The 26867-nt window shown below is 73.4% G+C and carries 26 protein-coding genes; 16 read left to right on the top strand and 10 right to left on the bottom strand.

What is annotated here, in order from left to right:
• Nucleotides 1-6: 6 nt before the first annotated feature.
• The 5 genes from BEP24_RS06350 (at nt 7) to BEP24_RS06325 (ending at nt 4559) form a co-directional block, all read left to right on the top strand.
• On the top strand, nt 7-984 hold the full coding sequence (locus BEP24_RS06350; RefSeq protein ID WP_253181608.1) for an SDR family oxidoreductase: 978 nt from the start codon (nt 7-9) through the stop codon (nt 982-984).
• Between the two features lie 282 nt (nt 985-1266).
• On the top strand, nt 1267-1554 hold the full coding sequence (locus BEP24_RS06340; protein WP_171898741.1) for a Dabb family protein: 288 nt from the start codon (nt 1267-1269) through the stop codon (nt 1552-1554).
• Nucleotides 1555-1656: 102 nt separating this feature from the next.
• Nucleotides 1657-2382, top strand: a complete 726-nt coding sequence (locus BEP24_RS06335; protein WP_065961494.1) for a phosphatase PAP2 family protein — start codon at nt 1657-1659, stop codon at nt 2380-2382.
• Between the two features lie 192 nt (nt 2383-2574).
• A complete protein-coding gene (locus BEP24_RS06330) occupies nt 2575-3915 on the top strand; it encodes a sensor histidine kinase (RefSeq protein ID WP_083230143.1) in 1341 nt (446 codons plus the stop codon).
• A complete protein-coding gene (locus BEP24_RS06325) occupies nt 3912-4559 on the top strand; it encodes a response regulator transcription factor (RefSeq protein ID WP_141693380.1) in 648 nt (215 codons plus the stop codon). The genes BEP24_RS06330 and BEP24_RS06325 overlap by 4 nt, the downstream gene beginning before the upstream one ends.
• A gap of 22 nt (nt 4560-4581) precedes the next feature.
• On the opposite strand, the gene soxR is transcribed toward BEP24_RS06325, so the two are convergent.
• Nucleotides 4582-5097 carry a redox-sensitive transcriptional activator SoxR gene (soxR, locus tag BEP24_RS06320; protein ID WP_065961492.1) on the bottom strand — a complete coding sequence of 172 codons (516 nt, stop codon included), beginning with the start codon at nt 5095-5097 and terminating at the stop codon, nt 4582-4584.
• 155 nt (nt 5098-5252) lie between these two features.
• On the opposite strand from soxR, the gene BEP24_RS06315 reads away from it, so the two are divergent.
• Together BEP24_RS06315 and BEP24_RS06310 are read left to right on the top strand one after the other, a co-directional pair.
• Nucleotides 5253-6479 (top strand): MFS transporter, encoded by a 1227-nt coding sequence (locus BEP24_RS06315; protein WP_065961491.1) that lies wholly within the window; start codon nt 5253-5255, stop codon nt 6477-6479.
• A 53-nt stretch (nt 6480-6532) separates the two neighbouring features.
• The gene (locus BEP24_RS06310; protein ID WP_065961489.1) at nt 6533-7528 is read left to right on the top strand and encodes an NAD-dependent epimerase/dehydratase family protein; all 996 of its coding nucleotides are present in this window, start codon (nt 6533-6535) and stop codon (nt 7526-7528) included.
• 1 nt (nt 7529) lies between these two features.
• Here BEP24_RS06310 and BEP24_RS06305 read toward each other — a convergent pair whose 3' ends face one another.
• From BEP24_RS06305 to BEP24_RS06280, 6 genes are read right to left on the bottom strand one after another with little or no spacing between them, the layout of a single operon-like run.
• The gene (locus BEP24_RS06305; RefSeq protein WP_083230142.1) at nt 7530-7886 is read right to left on the bottom strand and encodes a monovalent cation/H(+) antiporter subunit G; all 357 of its coding nucleotides are present in this window, start codon (nt 7884-7886) and stop codon (nt 7530-7532) included.
• The gene (locus BEP24_RS06300; RefSeq protein ID WP_065961486.1) at nt 7883-8224 is read right to left on the bottom strand and encodes a hypothetical protein; all 342 of its coding nucleotides are present in this window, start codon (nt 8222-8224) and stop codon (nt 7883-7885) included. The genes BEP24_RS06305 and BEP24_RS06300 overlap by 4 nt, the downstream gene beginning before the upstream one ends.
• Entirely contained in the window at nt 8221-8802 is a 582-nt protein-coding gene (locus tag BEP24_RS06295) for a Na+/H+ antiporter subunit E (protein ID WP_065961484.1), read from the bottom strand. Before BEP24_RS06295 ends, BEP24_RS06300 begins: the two co-directional genes overlap by 4 nt.
• Nucleotides 8799-10490: a Na+/H+ antiporter subunit D gene (locus BEP24_RS06290; RefSeq protein WP_065961480.1), complete on the bottom strand. Its 1692-nt coding sequence runs from the start codon at nt 10488-10490 to the stop codon at nt 8799-8801. The genes BEP24_RS06295 and BEP24_RS06290 overlap by 4 nt, the downstream gene beginning before the upstream one ends.
• Nucleotides 10487-10945 (bottom strand): Na(+)/H(+) antiporter subunit C, encoded by a 459-nt coding sequence (locus tag BEP24_RS06285; protein ID WP_141693379.1) that lies wholly within the window; start codon nt 10943-10945, stop codon nt 10487-10489. Before BEP24_RS06285 ends, BEP24_RS06290 begins: the two co-directional genes overlap by 4 nt.
• On the bottom strand, nt 10942-13863 hold the full coding sequence (locus BEP24_RS06280) for a Na+/H+ antiporter subunit A (RefSeq protein WP_065961478.1): 2922 nt from the start codon (nt 13861-13863) through the stop codon (nt 10942-10944). The genes BEP24_RS06285 and BEP24_RS06280 overlap by 4 nt, the downstream gene beginning before the upstream one ends.
• Nucleotides 13864-14084: 221 nt before the next feature.
• Here BEP24_RS06280 and BEP24_RS06275 point away from each other — a divergent pair, with 221 nt between their 5' ends.
• From BEP24_RS06275 to BEP24_RS18130, 3 genes are all read left to right on the top strand, one after another.
• Nucleotides 14085-14954, top strand: coding sequence for an SMP-30/gluconolactonase/LRE family protein (locus BEP24_RS06275; RefSeq protein WP_065961476.1), 870 nt, complete (start codon nt 14085-14087; stop codon nt 14952-14954).
• Nucleotides 14955-14971: 17 nt separating this feature from the next.
• Nucleotides 14972-16123 (top strand): 23S rRNA (uracil(747)-C(5))-methyltransferase RlmC, encoded by a 1152-nt coding sequence (rlmC, locus tag BEP24_RS06270; protein ID WP_065961474.1) that lies wholly within the window; start codon nt 14972-14974, stop codon nt 16121-16123.
• Between the two features lie 366 nt (nt 16124-16489).
• Nucleotides 16490-17155: a transglycosylase family protein gene (locus BEP24_RS18130; RefSeq protein ID WP_065961473.1), complete on the top strand. Its 666-nt coding sequence runs from the start codon at nt 16490-16492 to the stop codon at nt 17153-17155.
• 85 nt (nt 17156-17240) lie between these two features.
• Here the strand turns inward: BEP24_RS18130 and BEP24_RS06260 are convergent, their stop codons facing one another.
• Both BEP24_RS06260 and BEP24_RS06255 read right to left on the bottom strand, forming a co-directional pair.
• Complete coding sequence (locus BEP24_RS06260; RefSeq protein WP_065961471.1) at nt 17241-18296, bottom strand: LCP family protein; 1056 nt, start codon at nt 18294-18296, stop codon at nt 17241-17243.
• Between the two features lie 68 nt (nt 18297-18364).
• Nucleotides 18365-18763 carry a MarR family transcriptional regulator gene (locus BEP24_RS06255; protein ID WP_065961469.1) on the bottom strand — a complete coding sequence of 133 codons (399 nt, stop codon included), beginning with the start codon at nt 18761-18763 and terminating at the stop codon, nt 18365-18367.
• A 72-nt stretch (nt 18764-18835) separates the two neighbouring features.
• Here BEP24_RS06255 and BEP24_RS06250 point away from each other — a divergent pair, with 72 nt between their 5' ends.
• From BEP24_RS06250 to BEP24_RS06230, 5 genes are all read left to right on the top strand, one after another.
• Nucleotides 18836-20962: an efflux RND transporter permease subunit gene (locus tag BEP24_RS06250; RefSeq protein WP_065961465.1), complete on the top strand. Its 2127-nt coding sequence runs from the start codon at nt 18836-18838 to the stop codon at nt 20960-20962.
• 12 nt (nt 20963-20974) lie between these two features.
• Nucleotides 20975-21625 (top strand): GntR family transcriptional regulator, encoded by a 651-nt coding sequence (locus tag BEP24_RS06245; protein WP_065961462.1) that lies wholly within the window; start codon nt 20975-20977, stop codon nt 21623-21625.
• A gap of 151 nt (nt 21626-21776) precedes the next feature.
• Entirely contained in the window at nt 21777-23282 is a 1506-nt protein-coding gene (locus tag BEP24_RS06240; protein WP_065961460.1) for an LCP family protein, read from the top strand.
• 96 nt (nt 23283-23378) lie between these two features.
• A complete protein-coding gene (locus tag BEP24_RS06235) occupies nt 23379-23939 on the top strand; it encodes a sigma-70 family RNA polymerase sigma factor (RefSeq protein WP_171898740.1) in 561 nt (186 codons plus the stop codon).
• Between the two features lie 26 nt (nt 23940-23965).
• The gene (locus tag BEP24_RS06230) at nt 23966-24748 is read left to right on the top strand and encodes an endonuclease/exonuclease/phosphatase family protein (RefSeq protein WP_065961457.1); all 783 of its coding nucleotides are present in this window, start codon (nt 23966-23968) and stop codon (nt 24746-24748) included.
• A 60-nt stretch (nt 24749-24808) separates the two neighbouring features.
• Here BEP24_RS06230 and BEP24_RS06225 read toward each other — a convergent pair whose 3' ends face one another.
• Nucleotides 24809-25645 (bottom strand): hypothetical protein, encoded by an 837-nt coding sequence (locus BEP24_RS06225; RefSeq protein ID WP_141693378.1) that lies wholly within the window; start codon nt 25643-25645, stop codon nt 24809-24811.
• Nucleotides 25646-25870: 225 nt separating this feature from the next.
• Here BEP24_RS06225 and BEP24_RS06220 point away from each other — a divergent pair, with 225 nt between their 5' ends.
• Nucleotides 25871-26797, top strand: coding sequence for an SDR family oxidoreductase (locus BEP24_RS06220; protein WP_065961500.1), 927 nt, complete (start codon nt 25871-25873; stop codon nt 26795-26797).
• Nucleotides 26798-26867: the final 70 nt, after the last annotated feature.

Genomic DNA, 26867 nt, shown 5'->3' with positions numbered 1-26867 from the left:
GGGCCGGTGACGACCGACATCCGCTACGACGGAACCGACCGCGCCACCTCGGTGACGCTGCCCGCCCGCTCGCCCACCCCCGAGCACCATGGCCCCATGAGCCAGTACGACAAGCGCGACCCGAACTCCCTCTACCCGAAGCCGCCGTTCCCCGAGCAGGAGCAGTCGCTCCCGGGCGCCGCGTACAAGATGGACCCGAAGCCCGACCACGGCGAGGACAGCTACGTCGGCAAGGAGCGCCTCACCGGCTTCCGCGGCATCGTCACCGGCGCCGACTCCGGCATCGGTCGCGCCGCCGCGATCGCCCTGTCCCGCGAGGGCGCCGACCTGGTCCTGTCCTACCTGCCCGACGAGCAGGAGGACGCCGAGCAGGTCCGCGACCTCCTCGAGTCGGAGGGACGTCGTGCGGTGCTCGTGCCGGGCGACATCTCCGATGAGCAGTACTGCCGGGACCTCGTGCAGCGCGCCGTCGACGAGCTCGGTGGCCTCGACACCCTCGTCATGGTTGCCGGTCGGATGGACAGCAACGACGACATCCTGACCCTGACCACCGAGCACTTCGACTCGACGTTCAAGACGAACATCTACTCGCTGTTCTGGCTGACCCAGGCCGCGGTGCCGCACCTCGAGCCCGGCTCGACGATCGTCACGACCGGCTCGATCCAGGCCGCGACGCCCTCGCCCGACAAGGTCGACTACGCGATCTCGAAGAGCGCCGTGAAGACCTTCACCGAGGCCGTCGCGCAGCAGCTCGCCCCGAAGGGCATCCGCGTCAACTCGGTCGCGCCGGGTCCGGTGTGGACGCCGCTCCAGCCGGGTTCCGACGACGCCGAGACCGTGTCGCACTTCGGTGAGCAGGCGCCGTTCGGCCGCCCCGGCCAGCCCGCCGAGCTCGGGGCGGCGTACGTCCACCTCGTCAGCCCGGAGTCGAGCTACCAGTCCGGCTCGACGATCACGATCGCGGGCGGCACGCCCGCCTTCTGAGCCGGGTCCGACGCGGCGCACCGGACGACGCAGGTCGCGTCCGACGCGGCTCCGGACGACGCACGCCGCGTCCGACGCGACCACGGGACGGACGGGAGGCACGGTGCCAGCCCGCACCGCGCCTCCCGTCCGTCTCCCGGTCGCGTCCGCGACCCGATGCGCTCGGTCACCTGACGCCGCGGAACGCAGGGGGCGTCCATGCGGAGGCACGACCCACCGGTGGGCTGTCCCAGTCCGGTGCTGGCAGGGTGGGCGACGACGACGGGAGCGACGATGGCCGGTGTGACGCACGTGGTGCTGGTGGCGTGGGACGGCGCGGGCGGTGACGCCGAGCGAGCCGACGCGCTGTGCCGGGAGCACCTGCCCCGGATCGACGGCGTCGAGTCGGTGCGCTCCGGGCCGAGCGTGAGCACCGAGGGTCTCGAGGGCGGCTTCGACTGGATGCTCGTGGTGCGCTTCCGCGACCGGGACGCGCTCGCGGCCTACCTGCCGCACCCGGAGCACCGACCGGTCGCCGACCACATCGGCGGGTCGAGCTCCCGCGTCGTGGTCTTCGACGTCGAGGACTGACCCCGGCGGACGGGGTGCGGAGTCCGCCGGTCCTGTGTGGTCTCTGATGCGTCCTCGGGTGGCGCACCGTCGCGCGCGCCCGTGCCCTGCCACCATGGTCGGATGACCGACGCGCCCGAACACCGCCGCAGCAGGCGAACGGCCGACGTCGTCGGCATCCTCGAACCGAACCCCTACCCGCTCGTCGCGATCGCCGTGGCCGTCGTGTCCGTGGTCGTCCTGACGATCATCGGGTTCTTCCTCGGCACCGTCGACCTCGGTCTGTCGAAGGCGTTCAACGAGTTGCACGTCGGCGCGCTCGGGGCCTTCACGACCGCGGTCTACCACGTGATCAGCCCGGTGCCGGCGATCGCGCTGACCTTCGTCGTCGCCGGCATCATCTGGTGGCGGGCACGGGACATCCGGCCGGCGCTCGGCTTCGGGATGACGATCGCGATCACGTGGCTGCCCTCCGCGGCGGTCAAGGAGATCGTGCACCGGGCACGTCCCGACGTGGCGCTCCTGCCGCACCCGTTCCCCGTGCAGCCAGACCCCGGGTACCCGAGCGGGCACACCGTGTACATCACGGCGTTCGTCATCGCGCTCGTGTGGGTCGTCCGCGAGACGCGGTGGCACCGACTGGCTCAGGTGCTCGGCGTCGTGGCGATCGTCGTCGTGTTCCTGTCGGTGTCGATCGACGCCGTGCACTACCCGACCGACGCGGCGGCCTCGGTGCTGTGGGCCCTCGCGGTGACGCCGGCAGCGCGCGTGGTGTGGGTCGACTGGGTGATGCCGAAGGTGCCGATCCTGCGGCCGCGCGAGGGAGCGGCGGTGCCGGTCCGGCGCTGACCGGGACCGCACTGGCACTGACCGGTGCCGCCCCGGCACTGACCGGGACCGGGGGCGCGGTGGCGCCGGTCGGACGCTGACCGGGACCCGGGGGGAGCCCCCACCCGGTCGGAGGGCCCGCCGGGTGCTGCCGGAGGTCACGGACCGCGAGGCTCGAGGAGCACTACACTTCCCGAGTCACGAAGAGGTCTCATGTCCCGCTCCGCCACCGTCCCGCCGTTCCCCGTCGCACCCCGGTTCCACTTCACCACCGCGCTGTTCCGGGCGACCACCTGGCGACAGTTCGCCTTCCACGCAGCGCACCTGCCGATCGCCGTCGCGGCGCTGGCCTGGTTCGCCGTGACGATCGCCGTCGGCGTCCCCGCCGCGGTCACGTGGTTCGGGCTCGTCGTCTCCGCGTTCCTCCTGGGTGGTGGCGCCTGGTTCGCCGCCGTGACCAGACGGATGTCCGCCGCGCTGCTCGAGCAGGAGGTCGCGCCGCCCCGCTTCCGTGCCCGCCGCCCGGGACCGCTCGGGTGGGCGACGACGCGGTTGACCGACCCGGCGCGCTGGCGTGCGTTCGCCTACCTGCTCGTCGGGTTCGTCGTCACGACGTGCTCGTTCGCCGTCTCGACGGCCGTCCTCGTCACCTCCCTCGGAGCCGTGACGCACGCCGCCTGGGGTCGGTACCTCCCCGCGCAGATCGGCGCCGACGGCCGTGAGCACCGCGGCGCCCAGCTGCTCGGCACGTTCGTCGACACCGTGCCGATGCAGCTCGCGTTCGCCGCGCTCGGGATCGTCCTGCTGCTCGCCGTGTGGCCCGCCGTCAACCACGGGCTCGGGTCGCTCCAGCGCGTGGTCATCCGCTCGCTGCTCGGGACCACCCGCCGTGCGGAGCGCCTCGCCCAGGTCACCGCCTCCCGCGACGCGGCCGTCGTGGACGCCGACGCGACCCTGCGCCGCATCGAGCGCGAACTCCACGACGGCACGCAGGCCCGGCTCGTCGGCCTCGCCATGACGCTCGGCGACGCCCGGGACCGCCTGCAGCACGGGCAGGGCGGCGCCGGCGTCGAGGCGCTGGTCGACCAGGCGCACGCGGCGACGAAGGAGGCCCTCGTCGAACTGCGCGCCCTCGCCCGCGGGATCCACCCGCCGGTCCTGGACGCCGGTCTGGAGGCGGCGCTCGCCTCCGCCTGCGCGCGTGCGCCGTTCCCGGTGACGCTCCGCACCGACCTGCCGGTCCGCCCGGCGCCGGTGGTCGAGGGCATCGCGTACTTCGGGGTCCTCGAACTCCTGACGAACGTGTCGAAGCACGCCGGGGCGACCTCGGCCGTCGTCGACGTCGCACTGGTCGGCACCGACCTGGTCGCCACGGTGCAGGACGACGGCGTCGGCGGCGCCCACGTCGCACTCACGGCCGAGGACGGGCACGGCACGGGGCTCGCCGGGCTGCTCGAACGCCTGCGCGCGGTCGACGGGTCCCTGCACGTCGACAGCCCCGCGGGTGGACCGACCTCGGTGCGGCTCGTCGTGCCTGCGGGAGCCGCCACGTGAAGGTGCTCATCGCGGACGACAACACGATCGTCCGCGAGGGGCTCGCCGCGCTCCTCCGGGGCCGCGGGCACGACGTCGTCGCGGCCGTCGGGGACGGTGAGGCGGTGCTCCCCGCACTCACCGCGACGCCGGCCGACGTCGTGGTGATGGACATCCGGATGCCGCCGACCCACACGGACGAGGGCGTGCAGGCCGCGGTGCGCGTCAAGGCCGCCCGACCGGACGTCGGGGTGCTGCTGTTCTCGCAGTACGCCGAGGTGCGGTGGGCGCGCACGCTCCTCGACGTGGCGACGGTCGGCGTCGGCTACCTGCTCAAGGACCGGGTCGCCGAGGTCTCGACGTTCATCGACTCGCTCCAGCAGGTCGCCGCGGGCAACGTCGTGCTCGACCCCGAGGTCGCCGCCGCGCTCGTGCAGGCACCCCGACCGATCCGCGACCGTCTCGACACGCTCACCGCCCGGGAGACCGACGTCCTGCGCCTGATGGCCGAGGGACGTTCGAACGGGGCGATCGCCGAGGCGCTGTTCCTCTCCGGGGGCACCGTCGAGAAGCACGTCACCGCGGTGTTCGCGAAGCTCGGGCTCGAGGCGGCGCCGGGCGACCACCGGCGTGTGCTCGCCGTGCTGCGCTTCCTCGCCACCTGAGCAGGGCACGGTCGGGCCGGGGTCAGGCCGGGGCTGCCCCGTCGTCGTCGAACGGCAGGAGCCGACGCGCACCGTGCCCCTCGGCGCCGAGCGCGTCCCCGGGGTTCACCACCAGGCAGGCGTTGAGCGAGACGCACCCGCACCCGATGCACTGCGTCATCTCCTGCTGCAGGCGCTCGAGCTCGAGCTGGCGGGCCCGGAGCCGCGCGCGCCACCGCTCGTTGAGCCGGTCCCAGTCCCGCAGCGACGGCATCCGGTCGGCGGGCAGGGCGGCGAACTGCTCGGCCACCTCGCCCAGGGGGATGCCGAGGCGCTTCGCCACCTGGATGATCGCGATCCGGCGCTCCACGTGCCGCGGGTACAGCCGGGTGCCGCCGGTGGTGCGTTCGGGGTGGATCAGGCCCTTGCGCTCGTAGAAGTGCAGCGCCGAGGCCGCGACCCCGGTCCGGCGGACGACCTCCCCGATCGACAGCAGGTCGGTCGGCCGCGGCGGCGCTGCGTTCGACGATCCGGTCCCGCCGTCGTCGATCTCCACCATGGTCGAGATCCTACGACCGGTCCGGCACCAGGAGCGCTTGGTACGATCGAGGACGCAATCCGTGTATCTACCGGCCGCCGGCACCCCGGCGGACAGCGGCGGCACCCGATGGGCCCGCCGCTCTCGCACCTGGTGGGCCGAGAAGGCACACCCCCATGCTCCAGGAACGACGCTCCGACGCGTCCCTCGTCTCCCTCGCCGGTCGTTGGTACTTCCCGATCGCCTTCGTCGCGCGGCTGCCCTTCGCGATGATGGTCGTCGGCGTGCTGACGCTCGTCGTCGCCACCCGCGACTCGGTCGCCCTCGGCGGCATCAACTCCGCGTTCGTCGGCATCGGGTCGGCGCTGTTCGGGCCGCTCGTCGGTGCCGCCGCCGACCGCTTCGGCCAGCGGGCCGTCCTCGTCCCGGTCGGCCTGGCGAACGCCGTGCTGCTCGCGCTGTTGCCGTTCGTCGTCGCCGGCTCGGCCCCCGACCTCGCCGTGCTCGCGATGTCGTTCGGCATCGGTGCGACCGCCCCGCAGGTGGCCCCGATGTCCCGCACGCGACTCGTCGCGATCATCCGGCAGCGCATGGCCCCTCGCCGCCACGAGAAGGTCCTCAGCGGGACGATGGCGTACGAGTCGGCCGCCGACGAGACCGTGTTCATCGTCGGCCCGTTCCTGGTCGGCCTGCTCGCGACCGCGATCGCCCCGTGGGTCGCCGTCGCCGGTGCGGCCGCCCTGACCTTCGTCTTCGTGACCGCGTTCGCCCTGCACCCGACCGGGCGGCTCGTCGTCCGCGGCGGGGACCACGAGGAGACCGCCCCCGCGCGGCAGCTGCTCCGCCCCCGGCTCGTCGTGGTCGTGGTCGGCATCCTCGGCATCGGACTGTTCTTCGGGTCGACCCTCACCGCCCTGACCGCCTTCATGGAGCAGCACGGCCAGTCGTCCCAGGCCGGCCTGCTCTACGGCGTGATGGGCATCGGCTCCGCGGCGCTCGCCCTCGGGTCGGCGGCGTTCCCCAGGGCGTTCGGGGTCGGCTGGCGCTGGCTCGTGTTCGGGGTCGTGCTGCTCGGCGGCGCGATCGCCTTCGCCACGGCCGACTCCGTGGTCGCCGTCGCGGTCGTGCTCGGCCTGATGGGCATCGGCATCGGCCCGACGCTCGTCGCGCAGTACAGCCTCGGGTCCGACCGTTCCCCGGTCGGCCGCTCCGCCACCACGATGACGATCCTCGGCTCGGCGGTCATCGTCGGGCAGTCCGTGGCATCCGCCGTCGTCGGCGAGGTCGCCGAGCGGGCCGGCACCGGGGCGGCCATGGCGTTCCCGGCGTACGCGGCGGCGCTCGTCGTGGTCGCGGCGGTCGTGAACGTCCTGCTCAACCGTCGGAGCCCGGTCGCACGCTAGGCACACCGGCCCTGGCCCACGGCACCCGGAGGTGACCCGGGCAGGGTGGGGTCATGCGCATCCTCGTCCTCGGCGGCACCGCGTGGCTCGGTCGGACCGTCGTCCGGCACGCCCTCGACCGCGGCCACGAGGTGACGTGCCTCGCCCGCGGCACCGACGTCCCCGCGGGCGCCCGGTCCGTCGTGGCCGATCGCGACCGCGACGACGCCCTCGCCGAGGTGCTCGACGACGCCCTCGCCGAGGTGCTCGACGGCTCCCGCTGGGACGCGGTCGTCGACGTCTCACGGACGCCCGACCACGTCCGACGTGCCGTCACCGCACTCGAACCCGTCGCCGACCGGTACGTCTTCGTGTCGACCGTGAGCGTCTACGCGTCCCAGGACGAGCGCGGTGCCGACGAGCGCGCTCCCGTGCTCGAGCCGTCCGACGACCCCGCCGAGTACGGCGGCGCCAAGGTGGCGTGCGAACGTGCCGTCCTCGACGCCTTCGGGGTCGAGCGCGCGTCGATCGCACGCGCCGGACTCGTCGGCGGACCGGGCGACCACACCGGACGCTCCGGGTACTGGCCGTGGCGGTTCGCGCGCGCCGCCGAGACCGGTCGACCCGTGGTGGTGCCCGCGCGCACGGACCGCCCGACCTCGGTGATCGACGTCCGCGACCTCGCGGCCTGGCTCGTCGGCGCGGCCGAGGGCGGACGAGCGGGCGTCCACGACGTCACCGGCGAGGTCCGCACGTTGGACCGGCACCTCGAGGCAGCACGGACGGTGGCTGCCGCGGACGTCCCGGTCGTGCCGCTGGCGGACGCGGTGCTCCTCGAGCGCGGCGTGGCCCCGTGGGCGGGGGAGCGGTCGCTGCCGCTGTGGATCCCCGACGACGACCACCAGGGCATGAACGACCGACCGGCGGTCCAGGCGCGATCGGCCGGGCTGACGCGGCGGCCGCTCGCCGAGACCCTCGCGGACGCGCTCGCGTGGGAACGGCAGCAGCCCGTCCACCCGCACGGCGCGGGGCTCTCCGACGACGACGAGGACGCGGTCCTCGCCGGGTGAGTCAGTCCTCCGTGTCGTCGACGAGCAGGTCCTCGTGCCGGTAGTCGTTCGACCGCAGCCCCGCACGAGCGATCATGTGCGACGACACCGGCACGAGCACCAGCTGGAACACGAGCACCGGGACGACCACCCACAGCGCCGTCCAGGTCCCCACCGCGACGACGACCGCCGCCAGGGCCAGTGCCAGACCGAGCACCTGCGGCTTCGCCATCGCGTGCAGCCGGACGAGCGGGTCCGGGAACCGGACGATGCCGATCGCGGCGGACAGGGACAGCGCCGAGGCGACGAGCAGCAGCGCGAGGGCGATCCACGCCCGCACGCCGCCGCCCTCGATGAACGACTCCAGGATGGCGATCACGGGCGTTCCTCCTCGACGGCGTGCTCCGGCGTGGTGACGTCGATGCCCTCGTCGGACGGGTCGGACGACGGGGTGACGATCCGGGCGACCGCGATCGTGGCGAACACGCTCGTCGCAGCGATCACGACGAGGACGGGCACCGCGGTCAGGTCCTGCCGGATCGCCATCGCGGCCGCGATCACGACGAGCGCGGTGGTCAGCACGATGTCCGAGCCGATCATGCGGTCGAGGATCGTCGGCCCGCGGACGATCCGTCCGACGGCCAGCGCCAGGGTCGCCCCGAGCAGCGCGAGGACGAGCAGGACGCCCACGGCCATGACGACGACTGCGGCGCTCATCGGGTGACCTCCGGCAGGGGATCGGACAGTTCGGACACGTCGTGGCGGGAGCCGATCGCGCGGATCACGAGCTCCTCGATCCGGTGCGCCTCGGCCTTCGCCGCCTCGACCTGCTCGATCCGCTCGGTGTCCAGGACGTGCAGGAGCAGCCGGCGGCGCGGCAGGTCCACGTCGGCGACGTACGACCCCGGCACGAGCGAGATCGCCAGCGTCGCGAGCGTGAAGGTCATCTCGGACGTGGTGTGCAGCTGGACGAGCACGATCGAGCTCCGGCGCACCCCGCGCGGGCGGACCGCGACCCAGGCGACGCGGAACGACGCGGTGACCACGAGTCCGGCCCACACGACCAGGAACAGCAGCACGCGCGGCACCGAGAAGCGCTTCGACAGGGGCACCGGCGGCAGGGGCAGCAGCTGCGTCACGAGCAGCGCCACGACGACGCCGCACAGCAGGGTCAGCACCGTCCACGAGCCCCAGAGCAGCGCCCACAGCACCGTCAGTCCGGCGACGAGCGGCACCTCGTAGCGCCACGCGACCACGATCCGTCGCGCGTTCGAGATCCGTCGGGTGTCGCTCACCGGGCACCTCCGAGCACGGCCTGGACGTAGCGGTCGGGGGACTCCAGCGACTCGGCGGCGCGGGTCGCGTAGCCGTACAGCGGTCCGGCGACGACGGTCAGGGCGACCGAGCCGAGCACCGCGACCGTGGTGACCGCGACGAGCATGCGGGGCAGGCGCGCCGGCTCGGGCGCCTCGCCTGCGGTGGCCGTCGACCCGGTCGCCGGACGGGAGGCGCTGCTCGCGTGCGGTGCGTCGGTGACGGTGGTCGAGCCTCCAGGGTGGTACGCCTCGCCCGTCTCCTCGGAGACGGTCAGCGGCGCCGGTTCCGGCGACCGCAGGTGCGCGTGCGGTTCCGCCGTGGTCACGTGGGGCGCGGCCGCCTCGGCGGCCGGCTTCGGCCGCCAGAAGGCGGCGTCCCAGACGCGCATGAGCGCGTACAGGGTCAGGAGGCTCGTGAGGACCCCGGCGGCGACCGTCACCCACGCCATCGGGGAACCGTCCTCCGCCGCCGCGCGGAACAGGCCGAGCTTGCCGATGAAGCCGGAGAACGGCGGGATGCCGCCCAGGTTGAACGCCGGCACGAGGTAGAGCGCCGCGAGCAGCGGTGCGGCCTTGAGCAGGCCGCCGAGCGAGCGGCTCGACGTCGTGCCGCCGATGCGCTCCATCACCCCGGACACCAGGAACAGCGTGGTCTGCACGACGATGTGGTGCACCGTGTAGAACACCGCGGCGGCCGTGCCCGCGACCGAGCCGAGCCCGATGCCCATCACCATGAACCCGATGTGGCTGATCAGGGTGAAGGACAGCAGGCGTTTCACGTCGGTCTGCGACACCGCCCCGAGCACGCCGACCACCATCGTCAGCACGGCGACGACGAGCAGGACGTCGTTGAGCTGGGGCCTGGGGAAGATGATCGTCTCGAGCCGGATGATCGCGTAGATGCCGACCTTGGTGAGCAGGCCCGCGAACACGGCCGTGACCGGGGCCGGTGCCGTGGGGTACGAGTCCGGCAGCCAGAACGCCAGCGGGAAGACGGCCGCCTTGATGCCGAAGCCGATGAGCAGCATCGTGTGGAGCAGCAGCTGCACGTGCTCGGGCAGCTCCGCGACGCGCTGCGAGATCTGGGCGATGTTGACGGTGCCCGTCGCGCCGTAGACCAGGCCGATCGCGGCGAGGAAGATCGCCGACGCGATGAGGCTCGTGACGATGTACGTCGTGCCGGCCCGGACGCGCTGCTCGCTGCCGCCGAGGGTGATGAGCACGTAGCTCGCCACGAGCAGCATCTCGAACGCCACGTAGAGGTTGAACAGGTCGCCTGCGAGGAAGGCGTCGAGCACGCCCGCCGCGAGCACCAGGTACGTCGGGTAGAAGATCGTGACCGGGGCGTCCTCGTCGTCGGCGGCGAGCCCCTGCCCGATCGAGAAGAGCAGCACGAGCAACAGGACGCTCGCGCTCACCGTGAGCAGGAGCGCGCTCAGCCGGTCGACCACGAGCGAGATTCCGTACGGGGCCTCCCACCCGCCGACCTGCACGACGATGGTGCCGTGCTGGTCGACGAGCACCATGAGCGTCGCGGCGAGGGCGACCGCGACCGCGAGCACCGCGACGGTGATCGCCCGCTGCAGCTCCTGGTGCCGCAGCAGGCCGAGCGCGATCGCGGCGCCGAGGAGCGGCACGAGGACGAGCAGCGGGACGAGCCAGGTCATCGGGAGGCCTCCTCGGTGGGCTGCGGTGCACCGTCGTGCGGGTCGTCGGCGTCCTCCGGGGACTTCGGGTCGAAGTCCACCTCGGGGTCGTCGTCGTGGTCGGCGCTGCGGGACCGGCCGATCGCGGCGTCGGCTTCGTCGACCTCGACCTCGTCGGCGCGCGAGAGCTTCCAGGAGCGGTGGATGAGCGCGAGCAGGAACGCGCTCACGGCGAAGGTGATGACGATCGCGGTGAGGGCGAACGCCTGGGGGAGCGGGTCGGTGATGCCCTCGGCGGTCTTGCCGATCGGGGGCCGGCCGGCCGCACCGGACATGATCAGGAGCAGCAGGTTGATCGAGTTGCCGAGCAGCAGGAAGCCGAGCAACATGCGCGTGAGGGACCGTTCGAGCAGCAGGTAGACCCCGCACGAGAACAGCACCGCCATCGCGATGACGAGCACCAGGGTGATGGTCACACTGCGCTCCCTTCCGGGGTCGAGGCGGCGGCGGTGTCGTCGACGTCGCCCTCGGTGGTGTCGTGCACGGTGGCGCGCGAGTCCTCGAGGCGCTGGCGATCGACCTCGGCGCCGAGGCTGCGCAGGACGTCGAGCACGAGGCCGACGACCACGAGGTAGACGCCGATGTCGAAGAACGTCGCGGTGACGAACTCGACGTGGCCGAGCACGGGGACGGTTGCCTCGAAGAACTCGGAGTACAGGGCGTCCTTGCCGAAGAAGAGCGGCACGATCGCGGTGGTCGCAGCGGTGGCGACTCCGAGCCCGAGCAGCCGACCGGCACGCACCGGGGCGGCGGCGCCGAGCTCGGCCGGTCCGCCCGCGAGGTACCGCCCGGCGAGGGCGATGCCCGCGACGAGCCCGCCCGCGAACCCGCCGCCGGCGGCGTTGTGCCCGGCGAACAGCAGGTAGACCGACAGCACGACGAGTCCGTGGAACAGCAGCCGCACGACGACGTCGAGCAGGGCCGAACGGCCGGTGGGGATCGCGGCGCTCGTCGGCAGCCACGCGCGGGGCCCGCCGTCGCGGTGCCGGTCGTCGGGGGAGTCGGGCATGTCCCGGAGGCGGGGCAGCGTGTCCTCGCGGGAGTTCACGAAGATCAGGCTGGCGACCCCGGTGGCCGCGGCGACGACCACCGTCAGCTCGCCGAGGGTGTCCCAGCCGCGCAGGTCGACGAGGGCGACGTTCACGACGTTCAGGCCGTGCCCGAACGAGCTCGTGAGCGCGGGCAGGTCGGGCCAGAGCGGCTCGGCGGTGCGGGCCGATGCGGCCACGACCACGACGATCGCGAGCGTGACGCCGGCGAGCGCGGCGAACAGCGCCCGGACGACCCGGAAGCGCGACGGGTTGGCGGTCGCGATGCGCGGGGGCAGGCGCCGGAGCACGAGCACGAAGGCGATGAGCGTGACCGTCTCGACGACGAGCTGCGTGAGCGCGAGGTCGACCGCGCCGTGCAGCACGAACAGCACCGACATGCCGTAGCCGGTGACGCCGACGAGGACGGCCGCGGCGAACCGGGTCTTCGCGGTGAGGACGGCGATCGCGGCGACGGCCATCACCGCGACGACCGGCACCTGGCCCCACGAGTCGGCGAACCGGACGTGGAACGCCCACGGGCCGCCGAGGACGAGGTTCGCCAAGGCCCCGGCGACGAAGACCGACAGGATCACGGTCAGGTAGTACGGCAGCGAACCGCGCTGGACGCTCGCGGTCAGCCCGGTCGCGAAGCGGTCGAGCCCGCGCATCACGTGCCGGTAGGTGCCGGACGCGCTGGGGGACCCGGCGAGCCGGTGCTGCAACGCCTCGACCGGGCGGCGGAGCAGGAACAGCGCGACACCGCCGACGAGCGTGACGGCGGATATCCCGAGCGCGGGCTCGAGGCCGTGCCACAGCGCCAGGTGCGGGACCTCGCCGTCGGCCAGCGCGGCGGCCCGGGCGGCGGGCTCGATGCCGTGCGCCACGACCGGGGTGAGCAGCCCGAGCACGAGACCGGTGCCGGCGAGGAGGGACGGCACGACGCCGAGGCCGTGCACCCCGTGCGCCTCGGTGTCCGGCACGCCGGGCTTGCGGGCGAAGGTGCCCCAGAGGAACCGGAGCGAGTACGCCACGGTCAGGACCGACCCGAGCGTGATGCCGACGAGGGCGAACCACGCCCACCCGGCCTGCGGTCCGTGCAGTTCCTCGACGAAGCCGGTGAGCACGGCCTCCTTCGCCACGAAGCCGATCGTCGGCGGGATGCCGGCCATCGAGGCCAGCGCGAGCACGCTGACGACCACGAGCCATGGCATCCGGCGGCCGAGCCCGCTGAGCCGGGTGAGGTCCCGGGTCCCGGTGACGTGGTCGACGGCCCCGACGACCAGGAAGAGCGTCGACTTGAACGTGGCGTGCGCGACGAGCAGCGCCACGCCGCCGAGCGCCACCGCGGGGGCACCCCACCCGGCGGCGACCACGAGGAAGCCGAGCTGGGCGACGGTGCCGTAGGCGAGCAGGAGCTTGACGTCGGTCTGCCGCAGTGCGCGGTACCCGCCGACGAGCATGCCGAGGACCCCGAGCAGGGTGATCGTCTCCCGCCACCCGGTGAGCAGGGCGAAGGCGGGTGCCAGACGGGCGACGAGGTAGATGCCGGCCTTCACCATCGCGGCGGCGTGCAGGTAGGCGCTGACCGGGGTGGGCGCCGCCATCGCCGCGGGGAGCCAGAAGTGGAACGGCACGATCGCCGACTTCGTGAGCGCGCCGAGCAGCACGAGCACGACCGCGACGGGCACGAGCGGCCCGGGACGGTCGACGAGCTCCGGCGCCCGGGCGATGATGCCGGACAGGCTCGTGGTGCCGGCGGTGACCGACAGGGCGACGAGCCCGGCGAGCATCGCCAGCCCGCCCGCGGTCGTCACGACGAGGGCCTGCATGGCCGCGGCCCGGCTGGCGCGCTTCGCCGCGTCGTGCCCGATGAGCAGGTAGGAGAAGACCGTCGTCGCCTCCCACAGCACGAACAGCACGATGACGTCGTCGGCCACGACCAGGCCGTACATCGACCCGGCGAACGCGGTCAGGACCCCGGCGAACCGACCGGTGCCGGGCTCGTCGCGGCCGAAGTACGACGCGCAGTAGACGAGCACGAGGGCACCGACGACGGACACCACGAGGGCGAGCACCCACGACAGGGCGTCCATCCGCAGGGCGATCGCGAGGTCGAGCTGCGGGATCCACTCCCAGCTGCTGGTGACACCGGCACCGAGGGCGCGGGGCGTCTGCACGACCGTCAGGACCGCCGCGGCCGCGGGTGCGAGGGCGGCGACGTAGAAGACGCGTCGACCGAGCAAGGGGGTCAGGGCGGGGACGATCAGGGCGACGATCGCGAACGCGACGAGGACGGAGACCATCGGGCACCTCCTCGGGGTCGGGCTGCAGTCCGGCTCACTGGGCCCTCACAGCCTACGAGCAGGCGGTTGGCAACTCCCTGTACGGCCGGACAGCCGCCGGCTCTGCGGAGCCGACTCCTCAACCACTCTGCCCCGCGCGGCGGCCACGCGTCCGGACCGTGTCCGTGCACGTAGCCTGGGCGGGCCGACACCGGTTCGGCCACCCGTTCGGAGGAGGACCCGTGCAGCTCACCGACCTCGTGCCCGACCCCACCGCGCTCGAGCGGATCGCGACGGGCAGCACCTGGGCCGAGGGGCCGTGCTGGATCCCGGCGACCAGGAGCCTGCGGTGGTCCGACATCCCCGGCGACCGGATCCTGCAGTGGCACGAGGACACCGGGGAGACGAGCGAGTACGCCACCGGGGTCGAGTTCACGAACGGGCGGGTCCTCGACCGGGACGGCTCGGTCGTGCAGTGCTCCCACGGGCGTCGTCGGGTCGAGCGGGACCGGGACGGGGTCGTGACGCCGATCGTCGACGCCTGGGCCGGCGTCCGGTTCAACTCCCCGAACGACGTCGTGGTCGCGCGGGACGGCGGCGTGTGGTTCACCGACCCGGCGTACGGCATCACGCAGCCGCGCGAGGGGCACCCCGGCGAGCGGGAGTACGGCGACCACTGGGTGTTCCGGTGCGGCCCCGCCGGCGAGGACCTCCGCCCGGTGGTGCTCGACTGCGAGGAGCCGAACGGTCTCGCGTTCTCCCCCGACGAGCGCGTGCTCTACGTCGCCAGCTCGTCCGGGGACCGCCCGGTCATCCGCGCGTACGACCGGGACGGCGTGCGCGTGAAGAACGGCCGCGAGTTCGTCCGGCTCGGCCCGGGCGAGGGCGTCCCCGACGGCATCCGGGTGGACGAGCACGGCAACGTCTGGTCCTCGACGCACCGCGGGGTGTCCGTGTTCGCGCCGGACGGCACCCGGATCGGCGACGTCCCCGTGCCCGAGGTCGTCGCGAACCTGTGCTTCGGTGGCGCCGACGGCCGCACGCTCTTCGTCACCGCGACCACCTCGGTCCACCGCATCCGCACGACCACGCGGGACGCGACCGCTCGCTGACGTAGGCTGACCCGGCCATGCAGTGCGACTACTTCGACCGCGGGGTGTGTCGGTCCTGCACCCTGATGGGACAGCCCTACGCCGACCAGGTGCTCGACAAGGAGCTCCGCACCCGCGAGCTCCTGCACGACGCCGTCGAGCACGCCGGCGGGCCCGGAGCGGTGACCTGGCTCCCGGCGATCACCAGCCCGGAGTCCGGCTACCGGAACAAGGCGAAGATGGTCGTCGGCGGTTCGGTGCAGCACCCGACCGTGGGCATCCTCGACCACCGGCAGCGTGGCGTCGACCTGCGGCACTGCGGCATCTGCACGCCCGGCATCCAGCGCGCCCTGCCGGTCCTCGCCGCGTTCGTCGCGGACGTCGGGCTGATCCCGTACGACGTCGCCGCGCGTCGGGGCGAGCTGAAGTTCGTCCTCGTCACGGAGTCGCCGGACGGCGAGCTGATGGTCCGGTTCGTCCTCCGCTCCGAGGGGCAGCTGCCGCGGCTCCGCGACCACCTCGACCGGCTGCGCACGGTGCTCCCGCAGGCCGTCGTCGTCACCGCGAACCTGCTGCCGGAGCACAAGGCCGTCACCGAGGGGGACCGCGAGGTCGTCCTCACCGCGCAGGAGACGCTGCCGATGCGATTCGGCGACGTCACGATGCACCTCCGCCCGCAGTCCTTCTTCCAGACGAACGCGTCCGTCGCCGCGCAGCTCTACGACCAGGCGTCGACCTGGATCGACGAGGTCGCACCGGCCAGCATGTGGGACCTGTACTGCGGCGTCGGCGGGTTCGCCCTGCACGCCGCCCGGCCCGGACGGTCGGTGACCGGCATCGAGACCAGCCGCGAGGCGATCCGGTCGGCCGCGCAGTCCGCACGCGAGGCCGGTCTCGCCGACGTCCGGTTCGCCGCCGACGACGCCACCGAGCACGCCCTGCGCGCCCGCCCGGGAATGGTCCCCGAGCTCGTGGTCGTGAACCCGCCCCGGCGGGGGATCGGCGAGACGCTGGCGACCTGGCTCGAGGAGTCCGACGTGCAGCACCTCGTGTACTCGAGCTGCAATCCGGTGACCCTGGCGAAGGACCTCGCCCGCATGCCGTCGCTGCGGCTGCGCCGCGCACGCGTGCTCGACATGTTCCCGCAGACCGGGCACCTCGAGGCGGTCACCCTGCTGTCCAGGGACTGACCAGGAGGTGACCAGGAGACGGACGGGAGGCACGGTGCCAGCCCGCCACGGGCCTCCAGGCCGACGCATTGCCAGGGAACTGCCAAGGTCGTGTACCCGGGTACAGCCGGATCGCCGCGGATGCGGCGATCGGTGTGTACAGGAACACGGGAGGGGTACGCAACGGTCGAGGGGTCGACTCTTGGTCTCGGTTTGATAACGGCGGCGAGTTTCCTATGGTTGCCGACCGAGGCGCCCCCGGCACGAGACCACTGCCCCCGGAGGCGCACCCCCACAACGTGACCGCGATCGGTCGGGACGGGCAGTGGCGACCGGAGCAGCGCGTGCGCAGCACCCGTGTCCGTGGTCCCGGTGGAGCGATCAACCATGAAGAAGCTTTCTCGTACCCGCACCATCGTCGGCGGCCTGGCCTTCGCCGGCATCGCCGCGACCGGTGTCGGCCTGGCGGCAGCACCCGCGAACGCCGCGTCCGGATCGACCTGGGACGCCCTCGCGCAGTGCGAATCCGGCGGCAACTGGGCCATCAACACCGGCAACGGATACTACGGCGGCCTGCAGTTCAACCTCCGCACCTGGCAGGCGAACGGCGGCGCCGGCAACCCGGCCTCGGCCAGCCGCGAGGCCCAGATCGCCGTCGCCGAGCGCGTCCTCGCCTCGCAGGGCTGGGGCGCATGGCCCGCCTGCTCCGCGAAGCTCGGCCTGAGCGGGACCGCCGGTGCGGCCCCGCAGGCAGCGGCCCCGGCCGCCCCGCAGCAGGCGGCGCCGAAGCAGGCCGCCCCGAAGGCGACCCCGCAGCGCACCGCCCCGAGCACGCCCGTGCAGGCCGCCCCGAAGGCGACCGCGCCGAGCAAGCCCGCCGCGGTCCCGACCAGCGGGAAGACGTACGTGATCCAGTCGGGCGACACGCTCGACAGCATCGCGACGAAGCTCGGCATCGACGGCGGCTACCAGAAGCTGTGGGCCGCGAACACGTCGACCATCGACGACGCGAACCTGATCTACGCCGGCCAGGAGCTCCAGCTCCCCGCCTGATCGACCTCCCGATCCGACACGAGACCCCCGCGACCACGCGTCGCGGGGGTCTCGTGCTGTGCGGGCGGGGTCCCGTCCCGCGAGGTCAGCGGACGCCCGCGCTCCACGTGTCGAGGTCGTCGGCGCGCAGGGCAGTGGACAGTGCCTGGCGGTCGGCCTCGGTCACGGTGACGTACGCCTGGCCGTCCGGGCTCGTGCCGCTGCCCGACGTCGGCATCGTGACCGTGTGCAGGTCGTCGCTGCCGATCCCGCGGAGCGACCACCCGAGGTCGGCGAGGGTCCGCGCGTCCAGGCCCTCGTCGACGGACAGGTGCGCGCTCGTCGCCGCCACGAAGTCCCCGAGCCGGGCGGGGTTCGTGAGCGTGCCCGCCGACAGCGCCTGCTGGAACACGCCGCGCAGGAACGCCTGCTGGTTCCGGACACGGGTGCGGTCGGCATCCGGGAACGCGTACCGCTCGCGGACGAAGGCGAGCGCCTGCTCGCCGTCCAGGCGGTTCGGTCCGGCGACGAAGTCGTGGCCGCGCGACCGGAAGGCGCTGGGCGACTCGACGGTCACCCCGCCGAGGGCGTCGGTCACGTCCTCGAACCCGGCGAAGTCGATCTCGGCCACGTGGTCGATCCGGACGTCCAGGAACTGCTCGACGGTCTGCACCGTGAGCGGGACCCCGCCCCACGAGTACGCGGCGTTGACCTTCGCGCGCCCGTGCCCGGGGACGTCGACCCAGGTGTCGCGGAGCACCGAGACGAGCGTGACGTCGTGCCGGTCGGCCGGGACGTGCGCGAGCATGAGGGTGTCGGAGCGGCCGCCGCCCGTGCCGTCCCAGGCCGCCCCCCGGGCCGACGCCCGGGAGTCCGACCCGATGAGCAGGACGTTCACCGCGGTGCCCGAGGGCGCGGGACGATCGCCGGTGGGGAGCGCGTCGGCGATCACGGTGCGGCCGTCGTCGTAGCTGCGGACGAGGTCGCCCACGAAGACGGCCCCGACCGCGGCGAGGACCGCGGCCACGCCGACGAGGGACGCCACGGCGACGAGCGCCGTGCGGAGGAGCGGGTGGCGCCGACGCCGCCCGGACGTCCTGCGGGAGCGGGCGGCTGCGGCGGCGGTTGCCTCGGCTGCGCGGGCGGCTCGGCGTTCGGACACGGGACTCCTCGGGTCGGGCCGGCAGGGTCGCCGACTCAGAGGAGGTTAGAGCATCTGATATGTGAATGTCATGTACTGCGCAGGACCTGGAGCAGCCGCCGGCGCAGGTCCGGGTCGTCCGGCAGGACCTCGCGCTCGATGTGCTGCGCGGTGTCCCACGCCCGCTTCCCGCCCTCGGTGACCGCGACGACCCGCCGCCGGCCGTCCTCCGGGTGTGGCGTGCGCTCGACCAGGCCGTCCCGTTCGGCGCGCTCGAGCGTGCGCGACATCGTCTGGGGCTGGACGCGGGCAGTCCTGGCGAGGGTGTCGGCGCCGGTGGGGCCCGTGCGCAGCAGGATGTCGATCGCGACGAGGGCCGCGTGCGTCAGGCCGACGGCGCGCAGGCGTTCGTCCCAGTCGCGCTCAACGGCTCGTGCGGCGGCGGAGAGGAGCCGTCCGAGCGGCCACTCCTCGGCGGACTCGTGCATGCTCGGAGTCTACGGCCGAGCCCGACGCGGCAAACTAGTCAGCATGCTGACTATCAGTGTACGCTCGCCGTCGTGCCCCGCTTCCTCCGCATCGTGCTGCCCGCCGCCGTCATCGTGGTCTGGCTCATCGTCGCCTCCGTCGGCGGCCCGGTCTTCGGCACGATCTCCGACGTCGCCACGAACGACCAGACGTCCTTCCTGCCCGCCTCGGCCGACGCGACGAAGGTGCAGGAGCGCTCGGCGGCGTTCCGGCAGGCCTCGGGCGCCCCGGCGATCATCGTGCTCGACCGGGACGGCGGGTTGCGAGACGGCGACCGGACCGCGGCCGAGCAGCTCGCGGCCACGCTCGACGACCGGAGCGACGTGCAGGGGGTCAGCCCGGTCATCCCGAGCGAGGACGGCGACGCGGTCGAGATCGTCGCGACGCTCACCCACGGCGCCGAGACGGGCGACGCGGTGGCCGCGATCCGGGCCGACGTCGACGAAGTCCTGCCGTCGGGGCTCCGTGGGTACGTCACGGGCCCAGCGGGCTTCACGGCCGACCTGACCGAGGCGTTCGCGGGCATCGACGGCATCCTGCTCGGGGTGGCGCTCGCCGCGGTCTTCGTGATCCTCGTCGTCGTGTACCGCTCGCCGCTCCTGCCGGTGCTCGTGCTCGGCACCGCGACGTTCGCCCTCTGCGCCTCGATCCTCGTCGTGTACTGGCTCGCGGAGGCCGGTGTCGTCACGGTGAACGGGCAGGTGCAGGGCATCCTGTCGATCCTGGTGATCGGTGCCGCGACCGACTACGCGCTCCTCTACACCGCGCGCTACCGCGAAGCGCTCCGGGACCACCGGACCGGCTGGGACGCGACCAAGGCGGCCCTGCGGGGTGCGTTCGAGCCGATCGTCGCATCGGGCGGCACCGTGATCGTCGGCGTGCTGTGCCTGCTGTTCTCGGACCTCAACTCGAACAAGGCGCTCGGGCCGGTCGCGGCGATCGGCATCGCGTTCAGCCTGCTCGCCGCGCTGACCCTGCTGCCCGCGCTCCTGCTGGCGTTCCGCCGTGCCGCGTTCTGGCCGCTGCGACCGACGTACGGCAGTGCACAGCGGGTGCTCACGGGTCCGGACGCGAGGGGTCTCTGGGCGGGGGTCGGCCGGCTCGTCGCGCGGCGGACCCGCACGGTGTGGGTGGTCTGCACGGTCGCCCTGCTCGCGATGGGCGCCGGCGTCGTCGGGCTCCGTGCGGACGGCGTCCCGCAGAGCGACCTGGTGATCGGGGCCTCGCAGGCGCGGGACGGTCAGGACGTGCTGGCCGACCACTTCCCGGGCGGCTCGGGCAGCCCCGCGCAGGTGCTCGGCCCGGAGCGCGACCTCGACCGGCTCGTCACGGCGATCCGCTCCGTGGACGGGGTCGACGGTGTCGTGGCCGCGGCGAAGGACAGTCCGTCCGGGACCACCCCCGTGGGCAGCGACGCCGCCGGTGCCCGCGGGCCGTCGGTCGACCCGACGGTGTCGCGGGGTGACGTCCTCCTCGAGGCCACGCTCGCCGCGCCCGCGGACTCCGAGCGGGCGGAGCAGACCGTGCGGGACCTGCGGACCGCGGTCGAACGGGTGTCGCCTGACGCCCTCGTCGGCGGCGTCACCGCGACCGCCCTCGACACGAACGACACCGGCATCCGCGACCGCACGGTGATCATCCCGGTGGTGCTCGTGGTGATCCTGCTCATCCTGATGCTGCTGCTGCGGAGCATCGTGGCGCCGCTCGTGCTCATCGGCAGCGTGATCGTGTCCTTCGCGGCCGCGCTCGGCGTCGGCGCGCTCGTCTTCGACCACGTCCTGCACCTGCCGGGCGCCGACCCCTCGGTGCCGCTGTTCTCGTTCGTGTTCCTCGTGGCGCTCGGCGTCGACTACAACATCTTCCTCATGACCCGCGTGCGCGAGGAAGCGCTCCGGCACGGCCCGCGCGAGGGCGTGCTCCGCGGCCTCGGGGCGACGGGCGGAGTGATCACGTCGGCCGGCATCGTCCTCGCGGCGACCTTCGCGGCCCTCGGCGTCATCCCGATCCTGTTCCTCGTGCAGATCGCGTTCATCGTGGCCTTCGGCGTCCTGCTCGACACGGTCGTGGTCCGGTCCCTGCTCGTCCCCGCCGTCGTGCACGACCTCGGTCGCCGCGCCTGGTGGCCGTCGCGCCTCTCGCGTCCGGCCCATGACATGTGACACGCTGGTCCCATGCCCGTACCCTCCACGCAGCCGGCCGCCGAGCGGAAGCTCCTCCGCGACACCGTGCAGGACAAGATCCGTGACGCCATCATGGACGGCACGCTCGAACCCGGCGAGCGGCTCAACGACGACGACCTGATCGCCTGGCTCGGGGTCTCCCGGACGCCGATCCGCGAAGCCCTCGCCGAGCTCGCCCGCGCCGGCCTGATCGAGATGGCGCCGAACCGCTACACCCGCGTCGCGTCGCCGACCAAGGAGGAGCTGCTCGACGCCTACCGCACGCTCGGCGTGATCTACGGCGGCGTCGTCCGGCTCGCGGTGCCGCGCTGCACCGACGACCAGCGCGACCGGATCGTCGCGATGCTCGACGACGTGGCGGCGCGGGTCGAGGGCGACCAGGCGGACCAGGTCGCACGCGAGGGCGCCGACGTCTACGCGCTGTGGGCGGACGCCTGCGGGAACCCGACGCTCGCGCAGCTCTGCCGGGCGACGACGGACGGGCTCGCGTTCCGGCTGCGGGTCCCCGAGCTCGCGGAACTCGTGCCCGCCGAGGTGGTCCTGCCGGAGCTCGCGAAGCTCCGCGCGGCCGTGCTCGCGGTCGACCCGATCGCGGCGGAGCTCGCGATGGAGGCGATCCACCTGCTGCCGGCGCGCGACTGACGCGCGGGTCGCGACGCGACCACACCGACGGACGGGAGGCCCGTGGCGGCGCCGCCACGGGCCTCCCGTCCGTCGGTGGTCCCGTCGCGCCGGCCAGGCGATCCCCAGCGGTTTCCCTGTCCGTTCTGCGACGGGCCGTTATGGTTTCCGGGTGAGCATCGAACCGGAGCAGACGACGCGCCGTGCCCGCCGCGGCCACGTGCCGCCGCGCCACGGGCGCCAGAAGCGAGGGGGCGGGGTCGTCCTGCCCGCGGTCGCCGGGGTCCTCGCGATGGGGTTGGCGCTGACGGGCGGGTACGCGGCGTTCGCGTACGCCAGCCTGTCGAACGGCATCACCAAGATCGACGCGATCGCCCCGCGGGCGTCCGGTGACGACGAGGACGACGTCGACGGCCGGGCGCAGAACATCCTGCTCGTGGGCGACGACCACCGGCCGGACAACGCGACGCCCGAGGAGATGGCGGAGCTCAGCACCGAGTCCGACGGCGGGGCGACGAACACCGACACGATGATCGTGCTGCACATCAGCGCCGACGGCTCGCAGGCCACGATGATCTCGTTCCCCCGCGACTCGTACGTCCCGATCCCGGGCGTCGGCAAGGGCAAGCTCAACAGCGCCTTCTACTACGGCACGCTCAACGGCGGCGGCGACACCGGTGGCGCGAAGCTCCTCATCCAGACCATCCAGGACCTCAGCGGCCTGACGATCGACCACTACGTGCGGGTCTCGCTGCTCGGCTTCTACCAGGTCGTCAAGGAGCTCGGTCCCGTCGACGTGTGCCTGAACGACGCCGTGCGCGACCCGTACTCCGGCGTCGACCTGCCGAAGGGCAACTCGACGCTCGACGCGAAGCAGGCGCTGTCCTTCGTGCGCCAGCGGCACGGGCTGCCGAACGGCGACCTGGACCGCAGCGTCCGTCAGCAGTACTTCCTGTCGCAGGAGGCCCGCAAGGTCCTGTCCGCCGGCACCCTCCTCAACCCCGTCAAGATGAACGCGATCCTCAGCGCCGTCGGCGGCTCGGTGCAGACCGACACCGACCTCGTGTCGCTCGCGACGCAGATGCGCAACCTGCGGCCGGGGAACATCAAGTCGGCGACCATCCCGATCCTCGGCACCCCGACGATCAAGGTCGGTGGGTCGTCGCTGTCGATCGTCCAGGTCGACACCGTCGGTCTGCCCGCCTTCGTGCAGGGCCTGGTGGGCGAGCCCGAGGAGTACACGAAGGCGACCGCCGCCGAGCCCGCCGCGACGACCGTCACGGTGCGCAACGGCAGCGGCGTCACGGGCGCGGCTGCGGCGGCCGGGGCGAACCTGACCGCCCGCGGGTTCCAGGTCGGGACCCCCGGCTCGTCGGACACCACGCAGACGACCCAGGTGCAGTACCCCGCGGGTCAGGAGGCCCAGGCGAAGGCCGTGGCCGCGGTCGTCCCCGGCGCCGTCGCCGTCCGCACCGCCGCGGTGACCGGCGTCACGCTCGTGCTCGGCACCGACGGCAAGACGGCCGCCGCGCCCGACGCCCCCGCGTCCGACACCCCGGCGACCGGGGAGTCGGCGCCCGCCGCGGCTCCCGCGCAGCCGGAGACGCCCGCGGGTCCGGACGCCGCACCGAGCGCTGCCGCGCAGAGCTACGGCAAGGACGGCGTCTGCATCAACTGACAGCCCGCCGACAGGGCGCCGGGGAAGTCCCGGGACCCCGTCGTCCCACCGCGCGTCGGTTCGTCACCGAAGCGCGACGGAATGTGGAATGTCACGGTGTCCGCCGAACTCCACGCGCTCCGCGACGAAGAGCGTGCCCTGATGACCGCCGTCGCGAACGGTGACCGCCAGGCCTTCACCCGCCTGCACGCCCGGTTCCGCCCGCTCGTCGAGCGCTGGGTCCGTCACCACCTCGTCGACCCGTGGCAGTCGGAGGAGGTCGTGCAGGACGTCTTCCTCGAGGTCTGGCAGCTCGCCGACCGCTACGACCCGCGATGGTCGGTGGTGGCCTGGCTCCGGACGATCGCGCAGCGCCGGGCGATCGACCGGGTGCGCACGAGCCAGGCGGACCGGCAGCGCGACCTGCGCATCGGCGCCCGGTCGGTCGAGCTCGTCGACCACGCCTCGGTCGAGCGGGCCGAGGGCGTGCTCGACCGGATCGCCCTGCATCGCGCGGTCCGGACGCTCCCGCCCCGACAGCGCGAGGCGGTCGTGCTGCGCCACCTCTCCGAGCTCAGCGGCCCGGAGCTCGCCGAGCGGCTGGGCGTCCCGCTCGGGACCGCGAAGACCCGGGCGCGCGACGGTGTCCTGACCCTCCGCCGTTGCCTGACGCCCTGACAGACGTCCCTCGGTAGGTTCGACCGGTGAGCCACGCCGCGCGTCCGATCACCCTGATGACCTACAACGTGAAGAACCCGGACCCCCGGCACGACTGGCCGGCCCGGCTGCCGCTGGTCCTCGACGTGATCCGCCGCAACGACCCCGACGTGCTGTGCGTGCAGGAGGCCTTCGCCCACCAGATGGACGACCTCCGCGCCGGGCTGCCCGACCACGACGACGTCGGGCAGGGCCGCGAGGGCGGCACCGCGGGGGAGCACGCCGCGGTGTTCTACCGGCGGGACCGCCTGCGCCCGGTCGACACGGGGTCGTTCTGGCTGTCGGACACCCCCGACGAGCCGGTCTCGAACACGTGGGGCAGCCTGTACCCGCGGATCGCGAACCACGCCCGCTTCCTCGACGCCGAGGGGGAGGCCTTCACGCTCCTGACCTCGCACTTCGACCACGAGCCGAACGACCACGGCGACGACGTCCGGCGCCGGAGCGCTGCCCTCGTCGTCGAGCGGCTCAGCGTGCTCGACGGGCCCCACGTGTTCGCCGGGGACTGCAACGAGCCGGCCGGCGCGGGTCCGGCGTGGCGCGTGTTCACCGACGCGGGCTACCAGGACGCCTGGCTCGCCGCGGGTGACCCCGGGGACCGCACCGCGACGTTCAACGACTGGCGCGCGCCGGTCGACTCCGGGGAGCGGATCGACTGGGTCATGACGCGTGGGGTGGCCGGCGTGGACCGCGTGCGCATCGACCACGACGGGCCGGAGACCTGGGCGGCGAGCGACCACTTCCCGGTGGTCGCGACCATCCGGGTCTGAGGGGTCACGGCCCGCGGCGGGGGCTCGCCGTGCGCGGGGGACACGGCGCGGACGCCGGCGTCAGCAGGAGCGCTGCGCGTGCACCGGCATCGGTGACCCGAGCACGCTGACCACGGTGCCGTTCGTCAGCGCCGAGACACCGTTCGTGCCGGACTCGTCGTCGCCGGTGCCGTGCCCGTCGCCCGCGCCCGCGTCCTGACCCTGGCTCTCGTCCAGGTCCTGGCCCTGGCCCTGGCCCGCCTGGCCCTGTCCCTCGGCCGCGCGGTCGTCGGCGGTCGGTGCCCACCCGGCCTCGAGCAGCAGCTGCCAGGCCCGGGCGTCACCGTCCCCGAAGGAGACCTTGTCGGAGCGGGGCGCGTCCTGCAGCCGGTCCCCGACGTCGTCGCCGACCTGGACGCCGTCCGGCCCGGTGAGCTCGACCTCGGCGCCCGTGCGCGAGCGGACGCTGTCCCGGAGCACCCGGATCTCGACCGCGTTGCCGAGCGTGCTGGGCGTCGTGAGGGCTGCGACGCGCACGGCCCCGCCCCACGTGTAGGTGGTGCCGGACGGGAAGCACGCGCCGCCGTCGCCGACCGCGGTCTGGGTGCGGGACGGGGTGCCGAGCAGACGGTTGAGCAGGTCGACGGTCGACGCGGCGTCGCGCATGGAGACGTCGGCGACGGTCTTGTCGTCGTCGCGGAACACGAGCGACTCGGCACCGAGCTCGATCGTGTCGATCCGCTTCAGCTTGCCGGCCGAGACGGACACGGACGGGGTCGAGGTCGTGGCGGTACCGGCCGGTTCCTCGGCGGCACGGGCGGACGGCACGCCGCCGATGCCGGTGGCGTCCACGCCGACCGAGCCCGCCGTGAGGGCGAGCAGGGCAGCGCCGAGCGCCAGCTTGGTCCGGAGGGTCACCATTCGACCGTACGGGGCGCCGACCGGCAGGACGACAGGTGTTACCGGATCGCGTCCTGGTCGTCACGTGTTCGTGATCTTCGAGGACACGTCACCCGGGGGCGCCACGGCCGGGCACCGGGACGCCCCACGACCCGTCCCCCCGGGCGCCCCACGGCCCGTGCCCGACCGCGGGGGACACCCGCCTGGGCGGGCCGGGGTCCGCCCGTGCGTAGCGTGCGGGACATGACGGAGCAGCAGAACGACGCGGCAGCGGTGGACCAGTACACGATGCAGGACCCGACGGCGATGTACGCCGACAAGAAGCCCGACGAGCAGTACCTCGAGGGTGCCGGGACCGACGAGGAGATGGCGAAGAACGTCCCCGCGGACCACGGCGAGGACACCTACCGCGGCTCCGGCCGTCTGCAGGGCCGCAAGGCGCTCGTGACCGGCGGCGACTCGGGCATCGGCGCGGCCGTCGCGATCGCCTACGCACGCGAGGGCGCCGACGTCGCGATCGTGTACCTGCCCGAGGAGCAGGAGGACGCCGACCGCATCGTCGGGCTCATCGAGGCTGCGGGTCGCAAGGCCGTCGCGCTCCCGGGGGACATCACCGACCTCGCCTTCTGCGAGGAGCTCGTGCAGAAGACCGTCGACGAGCTCGGCGGGCTCGACATCCTCGTGAACAACGCCGGCAAGCAGCAGAACGTCGACGACATCACGAAGATCTCCGACGAGGAGTTCGACGAGACCTTCAAGACGAACGCCTACGCCACGTTCCGCATCACGAAGGCCGCGGTCCCGCACCTGAAGCCGGGCTCGACGATCATCAACACCACGTCGATCCAGGCGTACGCGCCGTCGCCGCACCTCGTGCACTACGCCGCGACGAAGGCGACCGTGAACAACATGGCCAAGGGCCTCGCCGCCCAGCTCGCGCCGAAGGGCATCCGCGTCAACGCGGTCGCCCCGGGCCCGATCTGGACGCCGCTGCAGCCCGCCGGTGGCCAGCCGCCGGAGGCGCTGCCCTCCGCCGGCGAGCAGACCTACCTCGGTCGCTGGGGACAGCCGGCCGAGCTCGCCCCCGCGTTCGTGTTCCTCGCGAGCGGCGAGTCGTCCTACGTGGTCGGCGAGACGCTCCACGTCGACGGCGGCATGCCGACGCCGTAGTCGTCACCACCCGCGCGACGCGCGTGGGGACGGACGGACGGGAGGCGCGGTGCCGGCTGGCACCGCGCCT

This window comes from Curtobacterium sp. UCD-KPL2560 (assembly GCF_001705035.1).
Lineage (GTDB): Bacteria > Actinomycetota > Actinomycetes > Actinomycetales > Microbacteriaceae > Curtobacterium.
Note: the sequence above shows the minus strand (reverse complement) of the source record. Positions and strands in the feature narration are given on the sequence as shown.